Below are 19,638 nucleotides of genomic sequence, written 5' to 3'. Positions count from 1 at the left end.
GTTTTTTTGCTTTTTTATGGCTTATTCTAAATGGCTAATAATCTTTTCCATATCTGCATCAATTCCAACCCCTGTCAAAAAAGAGATTGTTTGTATTACTGGTGTTCCGCCTGTATTACTTACTGGTGTTGTTGTGACAATTAAATCTGCACCTGCCGCTTTAGATGGCACCTCCGATACTTTACATTGCTCCACAATAACATTCAATCCTTTGTTTTTTAATATTTCTTCTATTTTTTTCGCTACGACTGTGGATGTGGCAACTGCTGTACCACAGGAAACCAAGATTTTTTTTGCCATTGTAATTCCTCCTATAATAAATAATTAAGCTTTAAAAGCAGTTTCATCTTCCTCTAGTTGAACAGGCTTTAATGTCTTCGCATCTAATCCCATTTCTTTCGCATATTGTTTTTTAATGTCATTTCTGACCCAATACCAGAGCGAGGCGTACAAAATCGCAGCTATAATCGCACCGATAAAGTATGGATTGCTTGGGTCAAGCAATCGGACGATAATCCATGGAATGACGTGTGATCCTAAATCTATACCAGAAATTTGTGTAGCTCCCTCTGGGAAATCAAAGCCGACTGCTCTTCCCATCGTTGTTGCTAAATCTGCAAGATTAGTAGCAATAAAGAAGACGATCATCAAGGTGACGATACTGTTAATAATGCCGCGGATAATATTGCCGCGTGCTGCTGCGACTGCCCAAACGACTGTAAAGGGAAGTACTGCAAAATCCGCAAAAGGCAGCATACCGTTATATGGTAAAATTACAGCTAATAATAAGGTAATAGGAACCATGATTAGTGCAACCGCCATATTTGATGCTGTTCCGATAACAATCGCTGTATCAAGCCCAATATAAACATTCTTACCAGGGAACTTTTTATTGATTAAGTCGCGGGCTCCTTCTGAAATAGGGATTAGTCCTTCCATTAATAGAGCTACCATTCTTGGCATCAAAATTAATACTGCAGACATCTGAATCCCTAATGTTAGAATTCCTTTAGCATCGTATCCACCGAGAAAGCCAATCAGCAATCCAAGCACTAATCCCATTACGAGGGGCTCTCCAAAAATCCCAAATCTTTTCTTTAATGTTTCAGGATCTGCCTCGATTTTATTAATTCCTGGTATTTTATCCACAATCCGGTTGCTAGCATATGTGATGGGAGCAAAGTTAACTGTTTCCGAGTGAGCCATTGAGACTCCTTTTAACCCAAAGTGGTGTTCGACAGCCGGGGCGGTCCAGTCCGCCAATTTGAGGGTTATCGCAGAAACAATTAATCCAACTGCTATAGCTAAAATCATGTTATCGTAGGCATAATAAGTGACCGAGGCAGCGAAGATTAAATGCCAGAAGTTCCAAATATCAACATTTAGCGTTTTTGTTAAATTCGTTGACAGCATGATTACATTTAAAACCAGTACTAATGGAATCATTAATGGTGCTACAGGCGTTCCAAAGGAAATAGCAGCACCGATTGGCCATCCCACATCAAGAATATCTAAATTTAATCCTAATTTCTCTACCATCGCTTGGGCAGCTGGTCCGATTGCCCCCGATAAAAGCCCGATAACAAGATTTACACCTATGAAACCAATCCCAATGGTTATACCTGCTGTAAATGACTTTTTAAAGCCTTGCTTTAACAGTAAGCCAAATACTGTCATAATGATCGGCAGCATAATAGATGGACCTAAATCTAATACAAAATCTACAGCTTGCTTAATCATAATAAGACCCCCTCACAATAGATAGCGCTTACATTTCTGGTGAAAAAAAATTGCTAAACATTAATCTGATTTATTTCCCTGTCTAATACAGAAAGCAGCTCTTTAGCAGATGCAGCATTTTTCAACTGGGACATGGCAGCTTCATTTTGAAAGACACCCATTAACCGTTCGAGCATCACAAGCTGTTTAGTAGGTTCAGATATTGCTAACATCAAGACAATCTCCACATTCACTGGTGTATCTGTACTGCCCATTACGATAAATTCTACTGGGTGCTCTAATACTGCCACAGCAATCATCGGGGTGACTACATGTTCTGGATCAGTATGGGGAATTGCCACGCCCATCGAAGCTAGAGGCAAGCCTGTTGGAAAAATGCTTTCCCTTTCTAAAATAGAAGCTAAAAAAGTATCTTTAACATAATTGTATTTCTTTAGCTTTTCATAAAGCCTCGTCATTACCTCCTCCCTATTTGCAGCTTTAACATGCAATTGAATTACCTTTTCATCTAATTGAATTAACTTTTCCATTGTTGTCTCCCTCCTTTCGTTTGTAGTGATTTTTACTTTTGTTCAATAGTGTTACATTTGTAATCATCATAAAATACAGAACCTGTTCAGTCAAGACATTTTAAGAAAATTCTTATTATTTAATTTCGTCTATTCCTCTTATTATTTTAACTGCACAAAAAAGCCTATTATTACTAGGCTTTTTTGTTGCGAATATGATTAGATAGCCGAATGTATTTCTTTATTCGCTTTTGATTTGTAGACTGCATTCAGCGCTGCTTCATAGAAGGTTTCTGAAATTGTCGGATGTGGATGAATCATGGAAGCTGCTTCTTCTATTGTTCCTTCTAGGTACATAAAAGCTGAGGCGTTTGCGATCAATTCTGTTACATTTCCACCTGCCATAACGACACCGATAATCTCGCCAAACCTTGCTTCATAAATGATTTTAGTAAATCCTTCTGGCTGACCGGCACTTATTGCTTTCCCGCTCCCGCCAAAATTAAATGTCTCTATTTTCACGTCCATTCCTTGCGCTTTTGCTGCTTCTTCTGACAAACCGACAGATGCAATCTCAGGAAGGGTATAAATGCAGCGCGGCATTACTTTATAGTCAATAAGGTCTTTTCTTCCTGAAGCATTATTTACAGCAACTATTCCTTCTGCACTTGCAGCATGTGCTAGCTGCCATCCGCCAATGACGTCTCCGATCGCATACACATTTGTCATGCTTGTTTCCATTTGGCTGTTAACTTGAAGAAAAGGTCCGTTCGTTTCTAATGAAAGCCCTGTAACTGCTGATAGATTCGGCCTGCGCCCAGTACATACGATTAATATATCTGTGTGAAGCTTTTGCTCATTCCCCTTTTCATCCTCACAGACTACTAGTTTCGTCCCTTCAGTTTCCTCTACTCTCTGCACTTTAGCATTTGTATGGATGGTAATCCCTTTTTTCTTGAGACTACTAGTTAAGAACTTGGAAGCTTCGATATCCTCTGTTGGGATAATCTTGTCAGAAGCTTCGATAATGCTTACTTCTGCTTGTAAGGCAGCAAAGATAGTTGCAAATTCTACTCCAATTACGCCACCGCCGATAATGACGACCGATTTAGGTATCTCTTCCAAATCGAAAACTGTATCACTAGTTTCATAGGAAACAGTTTCTAATCCTGAAATCGGCGGCACCGCAGGGACAGAGCCAGTTGCAATAATGATTTTATTGCCCTTAATAGTCTCTTCCTTACTAGCTGATTGAATCATTACTTTTCCATCAGGCAGTACTGTTCCATAGCCGTTATAAGCATCCACCTTTCCTTTTTTTAAAAGGAAAGCAATACCGTTGCGAAGGCGTTTAACGACGTCATCTTTTCGGTTCTTCATTTTACTTAAAGATAACTGAAGCGGTCCTGAGTCAATTCCCCACTCTTTCCCTTTTTCGATTTGTTCAATAATTTCAGCATGCTTTAAATATGTTTTGGAGGGAATACAGCCTCGATTCAAGCATGTTCCACCGAGAAAGTCTGCCTCAATAAGGGCTGTCTTTTGTCCAAGCTCTGCTGCATGCAGAGCCGCTGTATATCCACCCGGTCCTCCGCCGATAACAACAATATCATAGGTTTTCACCATTATACCTCCTATGCTAATAACTCATATGGGTTTTCCAATATTTGCTTTAATTCTGTTAAAAACGCTGCGGCCGGGGCTCCATCGATTGCTCGATGATCAAAGGAGAGACTTAATGTCATCATTGGCCGAATTTCCAGACTGTTATTTATAGCTACAGGTTTATCCTGAATGCGGCCGACTCCTAATATGGCACTTTCAGGCTGATTAATGATCGGCGTAAAAGCATCAACTGCATACATTCCAAGGTTGGAGATCGTAAAGGTAGAGCCTTTTAGTTGTTCTGGGAGCAGCTTATTTTCACGCGCTCTCTGTCCGATATCTTTTGCCTCCATTGTAACTGCAGTGAGTCCTTTTGAAGAAACGTCTTTTATGACTGGAACCATTAAACCGTCAGGAACCGCTACTGCCAAACCGATGTTAATTTCTCTGTACTGAACAATTTCGTCTCCTACTACAGATGCATTCACATGAGGATGACGACTTAATGCGGTCCCTGCCGCTTTTATGATAATATCTGTAAACGATAAACGAAGGCCTGTTTGTTTTTCGACAACTGGTAAGAGGGATGTTCGCAGTTCTTTTACTTTGGTCATGTCTGCTTCTGTGGTTAATGTAACATGTGGTGCGGTATAAACGCTTTGTGCCATCCTTTCGGCAATAACTTTTCGAATCCCAGACATTTTCTTCCGTATTTCCATTGATTCTAGCACTGGTTCTGATTCCATTGATTTTGCTGGCAGCGCTGATAATACGTCTGCTTTCACAATCTTGCCCTGTGCTCCGCTTCCAGCAACAGTATTTAAGTCCACTTGTGCTGCTGCAGCTATTTTTTTCGCAAGTGGTGTTGCCTTTGTATTATCTTCTAGTTGCAGCAACACATCTTTTTTATGAATGCGGCCGTTTGGTCCGCTTCCGTTAATGAAAACTAAATCTAGTTTGTTTGTGCGGGCCATTTGCCGAGCAGCTGGGGTTGCCCGAGGTTTTTCTTCCGTTTGTATGTGATTATGGGAGAGTTCTTGTTGAATAGAAACTGATTCTGCTTGTTCTCTCACGTCTGTTTCACCGCCAGCAATGCCTGGCGAATTGGCAGGCACTGCTTCACCCTTTGCACCGATATAGCCAACAATATGGTTAACTGGTACCTCCGTGTCAACATCGACATATTTTTTTAACAACACACCATCATCATAGGCTTCTACTTCAATGTTAATTTTATCTGTCATTATTTCAAACAGCGGTTCACCGATTTCGACAGTCTCTCCTTCTTCTTTAAACCACTGCAGAAGTGTCCCGACTGCCATCGTGCTGCTTAACTTAGGCATAAATATTTCTTTTGCCATATTGGCTTTCCCTCCTTACCTGTTCTTCACTGTTTCTTTCACTGCCTCAACAATATCGGGAACTTGGGGAATGGCAGCTTTTTCTAATTTCGGGTTGTATGGAATCGGGACTTCCTTTCCTCCTAACCGTTTAATTGGGGCATCTAAATAGTCAAATGCTTCGCTCTCTGCAATAACACTGACAATTTCTCCACCAAAACCGCCTCGCTTTACTGCTTCATGAACTACAATTAATCGTCCAGTCTTTTTGACAGATTGTATAATCGTGTCTGTATCTAGTGGAACAAGCGTACGCGGATCAATGACTTCCACACTTATGCCGTCTTTTTCCAGTTCAGCCGCTGCCTCGAGTGCTTTATGAACCATGATAGCGGTTGCAACAATTGTCACATCTGTGCCGCTCCGTTTAATATCTGCCTTACCTAACTCGATTTTGTATGATTCTTCTGGCACGTCTCCTGTTGTTTTATACAAAAGCTTATGCTCGTAAAAAATAACGGGGTTATCATCATCCATTGCCGCTTTTAGCAATCCTTTAACATCATAAGCTGTCGCAGGCTGGACTACCTTTAAGCCGGGGATGTGGGCCATCCATGCTTCTAAGCTTTGTGAATGTTGAGCAGCTGCTCCTGTTCCTGAACCAGCAGGTGTGCGCAGCACCATTGGCACCTTGCCTTTACCTCCAAACATATAGCGTGTTTTCGCCGCTTGATTCACCATTTGGTCCATAGCTATTGTAATAAAATCAGAGAATTGAAGCTCCAATATTGGACGCATTCCTGTTAAAGCTGCACCAATGGCAGCACCTGCAATCGCTGCCTCTGAGATTGGCGTATTACGAACGCGCTCCGGTCCAAACTCCTCAATCATACCCCGAGTAACGCCAAAGGCTCCTCCGTATACACCGATGTCTTCACCGAGGATAAACACATCCTCGTTCTCTCGCATTTCTAAACTCATTGCTTCCCTGACTGCCTCTAAATAGGTTATTTGTCTAGTAGCCATTTTTTAGCTCCTCTCTTTTAGGCATATACATCTTCTAGTAATCTATCAAGGGATGGTTCTGGACTGTTTTCAGCGAATGTTACAGCCTTTTCAATCTCTTCATAGGCTTCTTCCTGAAGCTGTTTAGCTGTTTCTTCTGTTAAGACACCACTATTGATTAACGTGTCTTTAAAGCGTTTAATTCCGTCCTTTTCGCGCCATTCCTTCTCTTCTTCCCGAGTCCGGTATTTTTTTGCATCGCTTTTAGAGTGGCCTTTCCAGCGGTATGTTTTCATTTCAATTAAGGATGGTCCTTTAGAATTGCGTGCATGCTCAACCGCTTCGTGAACGGAATTCATTATCTCAATCATGTCAAGACCGTCCACTACTTTGCCAGGTATGCCGTAACTGCCGGCTCTGTCGGCAATATTTTCAATCCTTGTCATATCTTTGACTGGGCCGGACATCCCATACTGATTATTTTCGCAAATAAAAACTACCGGCAAATCCCAAATCGCTGCTAAGTTCAGCGATTCATGGAAGCTGCCTTCATTTGATGCACCATCTCCAAAGAAGCAAAGCACCACATAATTCTCATTTTTTATTTTGGAGGTAAGAGCTGCTCCGACTGCTAACGGAAGCCCGCCGCCGACAATCCCATTGGCGCCCAGATTGCCTTTTTCTAAATCTGCAATATGCATCGATCCGCCTTTTCCTTTACAGTAGCCTGTTTCTCTGCCAAAGAGCTCTGCCATCATCTTGTTCACATCGCCTTCTTTCGAAATACAGTGGCCGTGCCCGCGATGGGTGCTGATAATCTTATCTTTTCTGCTAATCACTGCAATGGATCCAGCAGCAGATGGCTCTTGGCCAACACATAAATGTGTTGTTCCATGGATCATTCCTTTCGCAAAAAACTGGTCAACTTTTTCATCGAAATACCGAATTAGCCACAGTTCTTTATACAGCTCTTTTAATTTCTGTTCTGTAATCATTTCAGGAAGCTTTAATGTTTTAATCTTCATTATTGTTCCTCCCTTTACATTTGTTCAATACTGTTACATTTGTAAAAATCATATAATGTATTCCTCTTCTAGTCAAGGGAAAAGCGTGTATTTTCTGATATTTTTTACTAATCAAAAATCAATTTAAAAGAGGATAAAAAAAGGGAAAAAGAGCTCAAGTTTATATACTTGATTCTCCCTTTCCCGCTTGTTTATTTTACTGAAATTACTGTTCCTTCATTAATAGAATTTGGGAAGGAATATGGTGCAGCAAACACAGCTCCAGGCAACACTTCATCTACTGGTTCTTGAAAATAGATAGATATATGCCCTAATTCCTTGAAATTCTTATTTGCATGATCTCCTAACGCTGTAATAGTAAAAGTCTCGTCTCCAAATGCAATCGTGCCGCCATGCTTTAATGGCTCACTATCCAACAGCTCAAATTCATGAATAACTGCCATTTCTCGAAGTTCCTTCGGTGCCTGTGGCCCGAATAATATTAAGATTTTATCTTCTTTAAATGCGGAAACTAATACACCTATTTCTTTTACGACTGATGTTGTCATCCTTAATCCTCCTATTGGTTCATTACTTATAGTGTCACAAGCGGCCGTTGTTCTAAATTAGATGGAAAAAGCTGATCTTGTAATGCTCTTAATTTCCAAACCGTTGTATTTGTATCTAACTCTATATCATCAAAAGTCAGGAACGTTCCTGTTTTTATATCCCGTTTTGCTATTACTTTTCCACTAATTAAACCAATTGGAATATGACCATTTTTCTTCATATCAGAATGCGTTTCCAGAACACCGCGAACACTGTATCCACCAATGCCGTCTAATGTTTCTCCAGCTTTTATATCTCTTTTAGCGACCGTTACTGTTTCAGATATAGGCTCCCCGAGTGGGTGAATGGAAGAGTCATGCTCTAATACTGCTTTTGCAATAGTGATCGGCGTTTCTAAACTAGCCAAATGATAAGGGCGGTAAAATACATAATGAGGACCTTTGCCAACTTTTAAGTAGCGCAGCTCTTCATCAACTGGTTCAAGCTCACTTTTGACAATGACAAAAACCCCTGGTGCTAATCCGTTTACATACTCTACAACCCCAAAGCTGTTTAATACCCCGCCATTTTCCTTTAAGTCCAATTTATCAGCAACATCCTGCACTGTTGCTGATACACCGTGCATGCCGACCTTATCTGGAATTAACCCAATCGCATTACTTAACAGGTTCATTTCTGCCATTGTTTTTGTCCCATCTTGAAAGGCCGCTAGCATATGGGCACTCATGTTTTTACTTTTTGCTTCAGCAGCTGCTGTATCAGGGTTTGATAACGGGTTAAATGGATTGTTTTTCCCTTTGCCGGCAACAAGCACTTCCAATCCCATCGTTTTGGCAAATTCATATAATTCTAGTGTAGCAGCAGGCTCATCACCGGCTGAGCCTGTATAAATTAGTCCGGCATTGCTGAACATTTGATACATGATGGAGCCAATTGTTATATCCACTTCTACATTGAGCAGAACGATATGTTTTTTAGACCTTAACGCTTCTAATGAAACATTTGCGCCTACTTCTGGAACACCAGTGGCATCTACGATTACTTCCACATTGTTTGACTGAATGACTTTGCGATAATCGTTTGTAACTACGATAGAATCCTTGCGGGCAGATTGAGAGGAATAGAAATCAGCAGCTCTTTGTGCTGCCTGAACATTTACATCACATATACCTGTTACGATCATACCGGGAATTTTGGAGATTTGCGCAATCATTCCAAAACCCATCTGGCCTGCACCGATAACTCCGACTTTAATGGGTGCATTTTCACGTTCTCTTTGTAAAAGCTTTGTGTAAATTGACATTAATAATTCCTCCCTCGTATTTGTAATGCGCTTACAATTTAATATTTTAGAAATACAAATGTTATATAGTCTAACAATATAGTGAACTTCATTACATTTGTTCCAACCCTTATCATTTGTTCCGCATTTTCAGTTTAAGGTGTTAAATAATACCTGTCAATGGTAATTTTCGAATAAATCAGAGTTCATATGCACGACTTCAACTCTTGCTAGCCTTCTACAAGGGCAGTTCCAGTTGCTTCATCTGTAATCAGCACATGAATTAAACTACCCTCCAAGGCAGCTTTTATGGCTTGAACCTTTTCCAGACCGGAAGCTACACCAATAACGAGCGGTATTGCTTTTAATTTTTCCAGTTCCATTGCTATCACTCTGTCATTCCAAGCATTTTGAACAGGCTTGCCAAACTTATTAATAAAGTTATAACAAATATCGCCGACAATTTCTGAGTCATTCGTGATTTGCAGATGATCAGAGCCCATGTACGATTTTACCATCGTCGAATCCTCTGGCCGGCCGCCTATACCTACAATGGCAATATGTGATTGTTCTGCTAAATGAAAAATAGACCGGATAGAAGGCTGGCGTATTAATACTTCTCTCGCTTCCTTTGTGTCTACCATTACTGGAACATGCAGTAACTCATACTTCGATTGAAGGGCATTGCCGACCTTTGAGACAATACTGTTCGAATGAATGTCTACTCGCTCGTTCCCCATCCCTCCGACTAATGGAACAACGGTTGCTGTTGGATAGTGCTGCACAGAACTGATAGCCTTTGCCACTTCATTTAATGTCGTGCCAGAGGACATGCCAATAATCTGGCCATCTCTGATAACACGATGTAAATACTCACTGGCCGCTTCGCCTAATTGCTTTTTTGACGTCTCCTTGCCAACACTCTCTATGCATACTACTTCCCTTAATGCATAAAGACGCTCTATTTTCCGTTCAATATTTCTAAATTGATGAATATGGTCATCATGAATGATAATTTCGACAATACCATCTTCCCTCGCTTTCGTTAACAGCTTAGAAACGAGGGACCTGCTGATTCCAATTCTGTCGGCAATTTCCGATTGGGTGGCACCTTCCTCATAATACATTTGGGCAATTTTAACGAGCATCCTTCTATCCTGTTTAAACACATCGACCCTATCCTTCCACGTATTTAATACATGCCAAAACTAGCAAAATAAGCAATGACTACAGCAACAACACCTGTGATCAAACGACTGTAAAGAATCGCAGGTACTCCGTAGCGAACTGTTTCTGGCTTAGCTTCGCCAAGAGACAAACCAACAGGAATAAAATCACAGCCAACTTGCCCATTAATGGCAAATAGGGCAGGAAGAGCATATTGGGGCGGAATATTGCCTAACGCTATTTGCGAACCGATTAATACGCCAATAACTTGGGCGATTACGGCGCCAGGTCCTAACACAGGAGATAAGAAGGGCAATGTACAGACAACCGCTATGACAAGCAGCCCCCAAAGGGAACCAGCAAGAGGAGTAAGTGCCTGTGCAATCCAATCGCCCACACCTGTATAATTAATAATTCCCATGAGCATACTTACAAACGCCATAAAAGGCAGAATATTCTTTAGCAAAATATCCATTGTGTCCCGGCCAGCTTGATAAAATGTGCCTGTGACATTGCCAATTCCTTTTGAGAAACGCAGCAAGATATTTTCTTTTTGTTTTGCTGCAATGTTTTGTTTTAATTGTTTATAGTTCTCCTGGAATTTGTCTTTATCTTTAGTATCAAATTTAGGACGCTCTGCTGCTTCTTCGGCACTTGCAGATTGATTATAGCTTTCTGAAATCGCCACATCTTTCGTTGTTACACCTGATACAAAAATATCATCGGTAATATATTTGGACAGCGGACCTGATGGAGAGGAAGGAAGAACATCGACTGTCAAAATTCGTTTCATTGGGTAAACGCCAATCCGTGCAGTTCCGCCACAGTCAATAACAACACAGGCCATTTCTTCTTCTGGATAGGAGCCTTTAAAGCCATCTACTGCCTCAGCACCAGTTAACTCTGCTATTTTTGCGGCAACTGGATGAATCCCTCCGCCTGTAATCGAAACAATTTTGTTCTTTTTAGAATCTGGTTCCACATACAGACCAACACCCCAGCCGCCTGAGCCTTTGGATACGAAAACACCGCGATAAGCTGTCATTTACAATCTCCCCCTTTTCTACGCTATATCAGCGCCATCCTTTTTCGCTAAATATTTTGTGATTATTTCAGTTACGATTCCACGAATCAAAATAATAACGACACCAACGATAAAGTAACGGACAGCTAAGTCTGCTATCGGCAGCCCTAATTCTTGGATGCCGTTAGCAATTCCTAAATAGACAAAGAGCTCTCCTGCATTTGCATAAGGAAATAAACCTGTGACTGGATGAACGAATGATACGGCTGAATCGTAGAAGGCGGGCTTTTGCTTTTCTGGTAAAAAACGGCCAAAAGTATATGCCATTGGGTTTGTTAACATAAGAAGTGATAGAATTGGCATGAGTGTATAGCGAAGGATTGTGTATTTAGCAGCAAACTGAATGATTCGTGTAACTCTTTCTTCTCCAACAAATTTCATCATTGCATACGTGAATGTTAATAGAACGACGAGAGTAGGAACAATGCCTGTTACCAGCCCCATAAAGGTTTCCCCGCCTGCCTGAAACATCCCAATAAAATGCTCTCCTAACCATTTGATCCATTCCATTGTTTGACCCCCTTATTTATACTCCTAATGACACCTTTTTCTTAGCGATTGTTAATAATGCATTTTCACTTGCCTGTAACAATGCCTTTCTTGAGGAAGGAAGTTTATTTTTGCCCTTATTAGGAATCTCATCATGGATGTAGCTGACAATTTCCCCAACATGCTTGCCTTTATAGATTTCCATCGCCTTAAATTTAGTTAAGACTGACATCCCTTTTAACAAGTGACATTCATGAATGATATAGTTACTATCAACAATTAAGACAGCAATTGCTCCGTGCTTAAGCTTTCCGCGTGTCATTCCTGAGAACATAAAAAAACCATCCTGACCTTTGTAACCGCTGACAATTTTATCGATATTCTTTTTGTATTGCTTAATCTGAAACAGCGATAAAAGATATTGCACAATAAGTATCAAACAAAGTATAAAAGCTAACTGCATATAAGCCCCCTTCTCCTCCCCTTATTTGCTTGTTATTGAGCCTCCTCACCCTAAATAATAGCGCTTTCATTTTTAAGTTAAAAAAACTGTAACATCTGTCACAGATAAACACTTTAAGGTTCTTCATGTCACATTTGTTACAGCACTTAACATTTGTTATACCCTTAGGATAATAAAAAGTTCACACATTTGTCAATAATCAAAAAATATTTTTTAATTTTTCTGCAAATGGTTAAAAGCTCTTTGTTTCCATAAAAAATCCTGAGCAAATTAATTTGCTCAGGCATTCAAGATTTATCCAGCTTTCGATACATTGCTCATTAACTTAGCCTGTTTTGCCGCTTTTCCATGTAGGAAATAATAAACGACAAGTGCTAATAAGATATAGAAAGTACTGTAGAAATATAGCGAACCGAAGCCAATCATGTCTCCGACAAAACCTACTATAAAGGACCCGATTCCGATGCCGCTGTCGAATAATGACAGGAAAGTTGCTGTTGCTAAGCCGCGCTTTTCTGGAGCAGCTTTTTGAATGGCGATTGTTTGGAAGCTTGGAAAGAGCGTTCCATAACCTAAGCCAATTAACGCTGCTGCAAACAAGAAGAAAAAGGCTGTGTTTACATTGCTCAATGTCAGCATTCCTATAGCAAATAGCAGAATGCATGGATAAACAATCACATTTGCACCATACCGGTCAAACCAGCGTCCTGCAAATGGTCTGCCGATCAGCATGATTATAGCATATACGACAAAGAAGTAGCCTGACACACTCTGCAAGCCTTTGCCGTCTGCATATACAGACACAAAGGACAAAATAGATGAATAAACGATTCCAAACAGTGCAGCAACAATGCTGATCGGAATAGCAGACGGTTCGAGAATGCCGCCGAATTTAGATGGAGTCTTTTCTGCCGGTGCTTCGCTTGCGGGAACTGTATTTTTCGGCAGTTTAATAAATAAACCTGTTAGGATTGCAAAAACCGCAAATATTACAGCCAGCAAAAATAGTGTATCTGCTCCCCATGAATTAATGGCCATCAAACCAAGGAACGGCCCTGCAACCATCGCAAGGTTCATCGACATTGAATAATAGCCCATTCCTTCGCCTCTTCTGGAGTTGGGAATAATATCTGCAACAATCGTTCCTGTTGCAGTAGTTGCCATCCCGAATCCGATGCCATGAAAGGCACGGACAATCAGTAGGCTTCCGACAGATTCAGGCAAGAAATAGAATAGCGCCACAAGAAAGAAGATCGCCAATGACAGTACAAGCAGTGTCTTCTTCCCGTATTTTTGCATCAGCTTGCCTGCGAACGGTCTGATGACAATGGCTGTCAGCAAGAACATTGTCGTGATCAGACCTGCGCTTGATTGTTTCCCATGCAGTTCATTGATGGCATAAACGGGCAGAGACACCATTAAAAAATAAAATGTTAAAAATAAAAAAAAGTTGCTAACCCAAATATTAATAAAACTTTTCGTCCAAAGTGTTTCCTTACTCAAATTCCTTCCCCCTAGTTGATAAATCCTGATTCCAATCTGAAATCAATGTCAGTAATTGCTGTTGAGATGCGGGAGTTAATGGCTGAATCAGCTCCTCGTTCATTTGCAGGACTGCTTTTTCCCATTCTGGGTACTTCTCCAACGCTTTTTCGGTAAGCTCAATCCTTTTTGTGCGTTTGTCGATTCCCTTTACTTGTCTCACATAATCATTTGCTACTAATTTTTGCACCGTTCTTGTAATCGGCGGTGCCTCAATTGCTAAATAATCGGAAATTTCCTTCTGTGTCATAGAACCCTTTGTTTTAAGCAAAAAGAGAACAGTCCACTGTGAACTGTAAATATCGAACGGCTGAAGTGCATCATTCAATGATTTTGTCATTTGTCTGGCAAGCTGGTTTATCGAGTGAAATAATTCATGAACATCATTCATAGCAGCAGGTGCTCCTAACTTATAAGGTTAAATTAAAATTAGTTACCTAAGTAACTATATCAAGAAGAAAACAATTCATCAATAGGTTAAATGCATTTTTTTAGCTAATTTCTGTACAAATCTTTCATTTTTCTTATATAATGTTCGGAAACTGCTGTGAATTTTTTCATTATAAGGAGCAAGAGTAATGGAATGTAGACGAAAGATTTTCAGAGGAATGTGCTTCTGTTTATTTGCTGTATATATAGTAATTTTATTTTATTTATTGTTTTTTTCAGGGTACAGACAAGCAGTCAAAGGAACTGTTGCTTATAATTTCATTCCATTTAGAAGTATTCTTGCAGACATAGGCGGATTGTCTTCCTTTAATCTGGGGTTATGGACGAATAATTTATTCGGAAACATCCTCGCTTTTATGCCGTTCGGGTTCTTTATTCCCCTTCTTTTTGCTAATGTCCGCAAGCTTTCCTCGGTTATAGGCTGCGCTTTTGCCTTGTCTGTTTCTGTCGAACTGCTTCAGCTTGTAACAAGGATAGGTGCTTGTGATGTGGATGATGTTATCCTTAATACACTTGGGGGATTTTGCGGATATTGGCTGTGGAAAGTAATGAAACGTGCTTTTTAATCAGCAAATGAGGATGCTACAAAACAAAATATAACCTATCTAAACAGGAATATTTGAAAAAATAAAGCTTGGGATTATAAATAGTAGATAACTTTATCATTCGTTCAGTTCATTGCGCCTTCCGCGGGGAGGAAGCTAAAGCCTCCTCGTCTTCGCCTGCGGTGTCTCATCCACCTCTATTTCCCACAGGAGTCGAGTGCCCTCCGCCCCACAAAAAAACCAAACTATTTATTAGTTTGGTTTTTTTGTATACTTACATACTTTTGTACCAGCCTCTTTTTATATTACTTTATAAAATCTCCTTATACATGGCGATTACTTCTTCTTTTGTAGGCTGAAATGGATTCCCTGGGGCACAAGCATCCACAAGCGCAAACTGAGCAAGCTTTTCTAAGTCTGCTTCAAATACGCCTAATTCTGACAGAGTTGCAGGAATACCCACACTAACGCTTAATTGTTCAATTGCATTTATCACTTCCTCTGCACATTGCAAAGCTGATTTGCCTTCTGTTTGAATTCCAATAGCCTTAGCAATTGCCGGAAACTTACTTGGGTCTCGTTTAGCATTTTCCCTCTCAACGATTGGCAGAAGCATCGCATTACACACACCATGAGGCAAATCGTAAACGCCGCCTAACTGGTGGGCCATTGCATGGACAAAACCAAGTCCTGCATTATTAAATGCTACACCAGCAAGGAACATGGCGAATACCATCTGCTCTCTTGCTTTGAGATCCTCCCCATTTTTGACTGCTTTTGGCAAATATTCAAAGATAATTTCAACTGCAGCCAAAGCTTGAGCATCTGTAATCCTGTATGCTCCTTTTGACACAATCGCTTCAATCGCATGTGTTAAAGCATCCATCCCTGTAGCAGCTGTCAATGCTTCAGGTTTTGCCGTCATCAGCTCAGGATCATTAATGGAAATTGCTGCAAGACTGTTTTTATCAACCATCACCATCTTCACTTGCCGTTCTTCATCTGTAATAACATAGTTAATCGTATACTCGCTTGAAGTGCCGGCAGTTGTGTTAACTGCTGCAATCGGGACAGATTTATGCGCTGTTTTTCCTACACCTTCGTATGTTCTTAAATCTCCGCCGTTAGCTGCCATAAGGCCAATAGCCTTTGCTGCATCCTGCGGTGAACCTCCACCGACAGAAACGATAAAATCACATTGATTTTCTTGAAATACTTGCAAGCCATTCATTACATTAGCAATTGTCGGATTAGGCTTTACTTCGTCGTAAATAATATAATCGATAGCATTGTTTTTCAGTATATTTATCACTTTTTCTGCAATACCATTGTTTACTAATACTTTATCAGTTACAAGCAGTGCTTTCGTAAACTTCAGCTGATGTAAATATTCGCCTGCTTCATTTAGGCAGCCTCTTCCGATTAAGTTCGTACTTGGTATATATAAAACATGTGAAGACATGATGTTTATCCTCCTTTATATGTTCAATATTTCACAAATAAAACGTAAAAGATTCGGTAATCTATTAAGCAATAATAATGCCAGGACGGGGGGTAACATGAAATGCTTTTGCTAAGTCAGCTAATTCTCTGTCTGTTATGGTTTGTTTTATGCGCGCTGGGTCTCCGATTGCTGTGTAAATTTGCGCTGCTTTTTCAGCAGTTTCAATTAGACCGAATGTCTCATCAATTGTTGTACCTGCACCGAATATACCATGATGGGGCCATATGACGAGGCGATGCTCCTTCATCTTTTGTGCTGTTTGCAGTCCGATTTCTGCCGTACCAGGAATCATCCATGGCACAATGCCAATTCCGTCCGGAAATACAACGATGCATTCTGTGCACATTTGCCAGAGGGTTTTCGTAAACATTGCTTCATCCAGTTCATGAGTAAAAGTCATGGCAATAATATTTGTCGCATGATTATGCATGATAACACGATGTTCGCTGTCCACCTTTAGTCTTTCTGTGTGACTTTTGAAATGGGCAGGAAGCTCACTTGTCGGAAGTGTTCCATCCTCCAATCCCCACAACAGATCAATGCTTTGCCCGCTCTCTCCTACCTTAATAATTCCAAACGTGTTGCAAGGGTCCTCCTTCGCATTTTTAAAGTATTTGCCTGAGCCAGTTACGATAAAAAATTTGCCTTCGAGTTCTTCTACAGACGTCGGAATCGGTATTGTGCGTACCACCTTACTCGCATCTAAGTATTCTTTCACCTCTTCTTCCTTCAGCAAATAACTGATATTGCCGCCATTTCGTTCATCCCATCCAAGCCTCCACATATTAAAAGCAGCATTATACATTTCCTTCAGGAAGGGGGCGTCTTCTAGGTTTTTCTTCTGAACCTTTGTTGGCATTCTCATGCACTCCTTTGTTTTCTCTTAATCTGCTATTTTTGCTTTTTTCGTATGTTCTCTTTTTACATCTTTATCATAAAAGGATAACAAATATAAGTCAACATAAACAAAAACAAACAAAAGAAAAAATAATGCATTTATGAACATTTTATGTCTGTTTTCCCTTATAAAAAAAGAAACCCATGATTGGGTTTCAAATCTTTACAATAGAATAAGGAATTGTTTTTTCCTGCAGCTCCTTCTGATAGTCAGCAGGGATGTTCACATCGGAAATGACATGATGAACATTTTTCAAATCACAAATATGAGCGAAGGTTTTTACTCCGAATTTAGAAGAATCGGCAAGCAAGATAACTTGGGAAGAAATATCGATCATCTTCTTCTTTAATATAGCCTGCCACTCATTGGAGTCACTTAAGCCTGACAAATGCACACCCTTGCATGATAGAAACAGCTTGTTGACATAATAGCTGTCTAAAGATCGTTCTGACAGGGGTCCAACATAGGACAGCGAGTTGGCAAGGAGCATTCCGCCTGTGGAAATAACTTTAATTTGTTCCTTTTTGCTAAGCTCTAGGGCTACCTTAATAGAATTCGTGATAACCGTCAAAGGCATATCAGGCAATTCCTGAGCCATATACCATGCTGTTGTGCTTCCGTCCAATAAGATTTGCTCACTTGGCTCAATCAGCTTCACAGCTTCGGCAGCAATCGCCTTTTTTTCAGCAGAATTGGTAATTTCCCGCACAATAAACGGAATATCGGTTGCTTCTTTTTCAATGCTGACAGCTCCGCCGTGGCTTCTGCTTAACAGCTGCTCTTGTTCTAACTTTTCTAAGTCTCTTCTGACTGTTTCTTCTGTAACAGAAAAGATTTCACTCAGCTCTGATACGCGAATGCTTAATCTTTCGTTTACTAATTCAACAATTTTTCTGCGCCTTTCTGCAACAAGCAACTAATATCTCCCTTTCTTTACAGTCCCTAATTTTTGTTTATTTGGTTTTACGTTTGATTTTGTATTTTTACTATACCATAATTAGCTACTATTTTATATAATACAAGCTACAAAAAAAGGGGCATCAGTATCATAACCTTTGCCCCCATTCGTATTAGCTAAACTTTATACCGTTTTATGAACAGATTTATGCTCAAGCACATCACCGTAACGCTCTTTTTCAATTTGCTGCAATGTTTTTCCTCTTGTGTCAGGTGCAAGAATTATACCGATAATCATATGAATCGCAAGGAAGGCAATCATTACTATACCTGCAACAGTAAACCCTAACGTATCCATCAATAGCGGCAGGATAAACGACCAGACTGCAATACCAGTTCGTACGATAAAATACATAAGTCCTTGTGCACTCGCACGATATTTTGTCGGGAAAAGCTCACTTGTCCATAGAGCATAAAATGCTTGTGCACCAATTCCAGCTGCAGCTCCCCACAGAATAACAAAGGCAATCAGTGTCGGCCATGTCATTGGCATGAATGTCAGGATAATCCAAGCAACAAGTCCCATGCCTGCTCCAATTCCAAACAATGTTTTCCGGCTGACCTTATCTCCAAGCTTCATAAACAGGAAGTATGTTGTCAGCACGGTGAACAGCCACAAAAATGCTTGCAGCATATTAGCCTGCCCTGTGCTTAACCCGCCGACATTTTCATAAATATACGGCATGAAATACCCCATTGCGCCTGCTGTTAAATTCCAGAATAAATAAATTCCGATTAACAAAACCAATGCCTGACGATTAGCTTTTAGTGTAAATAATTCCTTCAATACATTCGTTTTTGCTTTGCCTTGTAATGCTTCTGCTTTTTCTTTCGCTTGTTGTTCTTCCCAAATTTTCGATTCATCCAAGCCTCGTCTTATATACCATGTCACAAACGCGATAACCAGCAAGTGTAGAAAAATAATTCTTGAACCAGCAAGCCCTAGTGGAGCCAAAATAACTGCAAACACAAAGGTTAACGTTGGACCAATTGACCATGCCAACTGGGCGGTTCCGACATGGGCTGCCCGTTTATGCTGCGGAGATTCTTCTGCGATATACGTCCATGAAACAGGAACACCGGCACCAACTGCCAACCCTGTAATAATCGTTCCGATTAGCAGCATCGGGAAATTGACAGAGGCTGCAATCAATGCAACACCAATCATATAGACGAGCAAATCATAGCTAAAAATAAATTTCCGTCCAAATTTATCTGTTAATGGCCCACCAATCAATGCACCTATCGCCGCACCGAAAGCGTTTGCACTTAATGCACTTAACAACCCTACACCCATGCTGTCAATATTCAAGTATGCTTGCCACATTGTTAAACTGCTTGCAGCGGCGATAATAGAGCCTGCTTCAATATAGTTTGCCATTGCTACAGCAATCGTTGCTTTCCAGCCTGTTACGTTTTTTGCCGCAAATTTTTTGTCTTTCGCCATGTTCTCTCTCTCCTTTAGTCATCATGCACACCTTTAA

20 protein-coding genes are annotated in these 19,638 nt (G+C 40.4%); 1 reads left to right on the top strand and 19 read right to left on the bottom strand.

All coding sequences use genetic code 11. From position 1 onward, the window contains the following. Window positions 1-21: 21 nt before the first annotated feature. From LXM54_RS03780 to LXM54_RS03710, 15 genes are all read right to left on the bottom strand, one after another. On the bottom strand, window positions 22-300 hold the full coding sequence (locus LXM54_RS03780; protein WP_233313754.1) for a PTS sugar transporter subunit IIB: 279 nt from the start codon (window positions 298-300) through the stop codon (window positions 22-24). Between the two features lie 24 nt (window positions 301-324). Continuing rightward, window positions 325-1,740: a PTS galactitol transporter subunit IIC gene (locus tag LXM54_RS03775; RefSeq protein ID WP_233313753.1), complete on the bottom strand. Its 1,416-nt coding sequence runs from the start codon at window positions 1,738-1,740 to the stop codon at window positions 325-327. Between the two features lie 53 nt (window positions 1,741-1,793). Next, on the bottom strand, window positions 1,794-2,270 hold the full coding sequence (locus LXM54_RS03770; RefSeq protein WP_233313752.1) for a PTS sugar transporter subunit IIA: 477 nt from the start codon (window positions 2,268-2,270) through the stop codon (window positions 1,794-1,796). A 198-nt stretch (window positions 2,271-2,468) separates the two neighbouring features. Continuing rightward, a complete protein-coding gene (gene lpdA, locus LXM54_RS03765) occupies window positions 2,469-3,875 on the bottom strand; it encodes a dihydrolipoyl dehydrogenase (protein WP_233313751.1) in 1,407 nt (468 codons plus the stop codon). Window positions 3,876-3,883: 8 nt separating this feature from the next. Further along, on the bottom strand, window positions 3,884-5,215 hold the full coding sequence (locus LXM54_RS03760) for a dihydrolipoamide acetyltransferase family protein (RefSeq protein ID WP_233313750.1): 1,332 nt from the start codon (window positions 5,213-5,215) through the stop codon (window positions 3,884-3,886). A gap of 15 nt (window positions 5,216-5,230) precedes the next feature. Then, window positions 5,231-6,220 (bottom strand): alpha-ketoacid dehydrogenase subunit beta, encoded by a 990-nt coding sequence (locus tag LXM54_RS03755; RefSeq protein ID WP_233313749.1) that lies wholly within the window; start codon window positions 6,218-6,220, stop codon window positions 5,231-5,233. Window positions 6,221-6,237: 17 nt separating this feature from the next. Next, entirely contained in the window at window positions 6,238-7,224 is a 987-nt protein-coding gene (locus LXM54_RS03750; protein WP_233313748.1) for a thiamine pyrophosphate-dependent dehydrogenase E1 component subunit alpha, read from the bottom strand. A gap of 191 nt (window positions 7,225-7,415) precedes the next feature. Continuing rightward, window positions 7,416-7,772 (bottom strand): PTS glucitol/sorbitol transporter subunit IIA, encoded by a 357-nt coding sequence (locus LXM54_RS03745; protein ID WP_233313747.1) that lies wholly within the window; start codon window positions 7,770-7,772, stop codon window positions 7,416-7,418. Between the two features lie 26 nt (window positions 7,773-7,798). Then, complete coding sequence (locus LXM54_RS03740; protein ID WP_233313746.1) at window positions 7,799-9,076, bottom strand: NAD(P)H-dependent oxidoreductase; 1,278 nt, start codon at window positions 9,074-9,076, stop codon at window positions 7,799-7,801. Window positions 9,077-9,285: 209 nt separating this feature from the next. Beyond that, complete coding sequence (locus LXM54_RS03735) at window positions 9,286-10,224, bottom strand: sugar-binding transcriptional regulator (protein WP_233313745.1); 939 nt, start codon at window positions 10,222-10,224, stop codon at window positions 9,286-9,288. Between the two features lie 23 nt (window positions 10,225-10,247). Further along, window positions 10,248-11,267: a PTS glucitol/sorbitol transporter subunit IIB gene (gene srlE, locus LXM54_RS03730; RefSeq protein ID WP_233313744.1), complete on the bottom strand. Its 1,020-nt coding sequence runs from the start codon at window positions 11,265-11,267 to the stop codon at window positions 10,248-10,250. Between the two features lie 18 nt (window positions 11,268-11,285). Continuing rightward, window positions 11,286-11,816: a PTS glucitol/sorbitol transporter subunit IIC gene (gene srlA, locus LXM54_RS03725; protein WP_233313743.1), complete on the bottom strand. Its 531-nt coding sequence runs from the start codon at window positions 11,814-11,816 to the stop codon at window positions 11,286-11,288. A 16-nt stretch (window positions 11,817-11,832) separates the two neighbouring features. Next, window positions 11,833-12,258 carry a transcriptional regulator GutM gene (locus LXM54_RS03720; protein ID WP_233313742.1) on the bottom strand — a complete coding sequence of 142 codons (426 nt, stop codon included), beginning with the start codon at window positions 12,256-12,258 and terminating at the stop codon, window positions 11,833-11,835. Between the two features lie 294 nt (window positions 12,259-12,552). After that, a complete protein-coding gene (locus LXM54_RS03715) occupies window positions 12,553-13,761 on the bottom strand; it encodes an MFS transporter (protein WP_233313741.1) in 1,209 nt (402 codons plus the stop codon). Next, window positions 13,754-14,191 (bottom strand): MarR family winged helix-turn-helix transcriptional regulator, encoded by a 438-nt coding sequence (locus tag LXM54_RS03710; protein ID WP_233313740.1) that lies wholly within the window; start codon window positions 14,189-14,191, stop codon window positions 13,754-13,756. Before LXM54_RS03710 ends, LXM54_RS03715 begins: the two co-directional genes overlap by 8 nt. Window positions 14,192-14,378: 187 nt before the next feature. Between LXM54_RS03710 and LXM54_RS03705 the strand changes: the two genes are divergently transcribed. Next, a complete protein-coding gene (locus LXM54_RS03705) occupies window positions 14,379-14,816 on the top strand; it encodes a VanZ family protein (RefSeq protein WP_233313739.1) in 438 nt (145 codons plus the stop codon). A gap of 289 nt (window positions 14,817-15,105) precedes the next feature. Here LXM54_RS03705 and LXM54_RS03700 read toward each other — a convergent pair whose 3' ends face one another. The 4 genes from LXM54_RS03700 to LXM54_RS03685 all read right to left on the bottom strand — a co-directional run bounded on the left by LXM54_RS03700 (window position 15,106) and on the right by LXM54_RS03685 (window position 19,601). Continuing rightward, on the bottom strand, window positions 15,106-16,257 hold the full coding sequence (locus LXM54_RS03700) for an iron-containing alcohol dehydrogenase (protein ID WP_233313738.1): 1,152 nt from the start codon (window positions 16,255-16,257) through the stop codon (window positions 15,106-15,108). 64 nt (window positions 16,258-16,321) lie between these two features. Continuing rightward, window positions 16,322-17,158: a rhamnulose-1-phosphate aldolase gene (rhaD, locus tag LXM54_RS03695; protein ID WP_233313737.1), complete on the bottom strand. Its 837-nt coding sequence runs from the start codon at window positions 17,156-17,158 to the stop codon at window positions 16,322-16,324. 193 nt (window positions 17,159-17,351) lie between these two features. Then, window positions 17,352-18,113: a DeoR/GlpR family DNA-binding transcription regulator gene (locus LXM54_RS03690; RefSeq protein ID WP_233313736.1), complete on the bottom strand. Its 762-nt coding sequence runs from the start codon at window positions 18,111-18,113 to the stop codon at window positions 17,352-17,354. Window positions 18,114-18,278: 165 nt separating this feature from the next. Beyond that, a complete protein-coding gene (locus tag LXM54_RS03685; protein ID WP_233313735.1) occupies window positions 18,279-19,601 on the bottom strand; it encodes an MFS transporter in 1,323 nt (440 codons plus the stop codon). Window positions 19,602-19,638: the final 37 nt, after the last annotated feature.

Source organism: Bacillus sp. Au-Bac7 (genome assembly GCF_021341655.1).
GTDB lineage: Bacteria > Bacillota > Bacilli > Bacillales > Cytobacillaceae > Niallia.
This window is presented reverse-complemented; position numbering and strand designations above follow the sequence as displayed.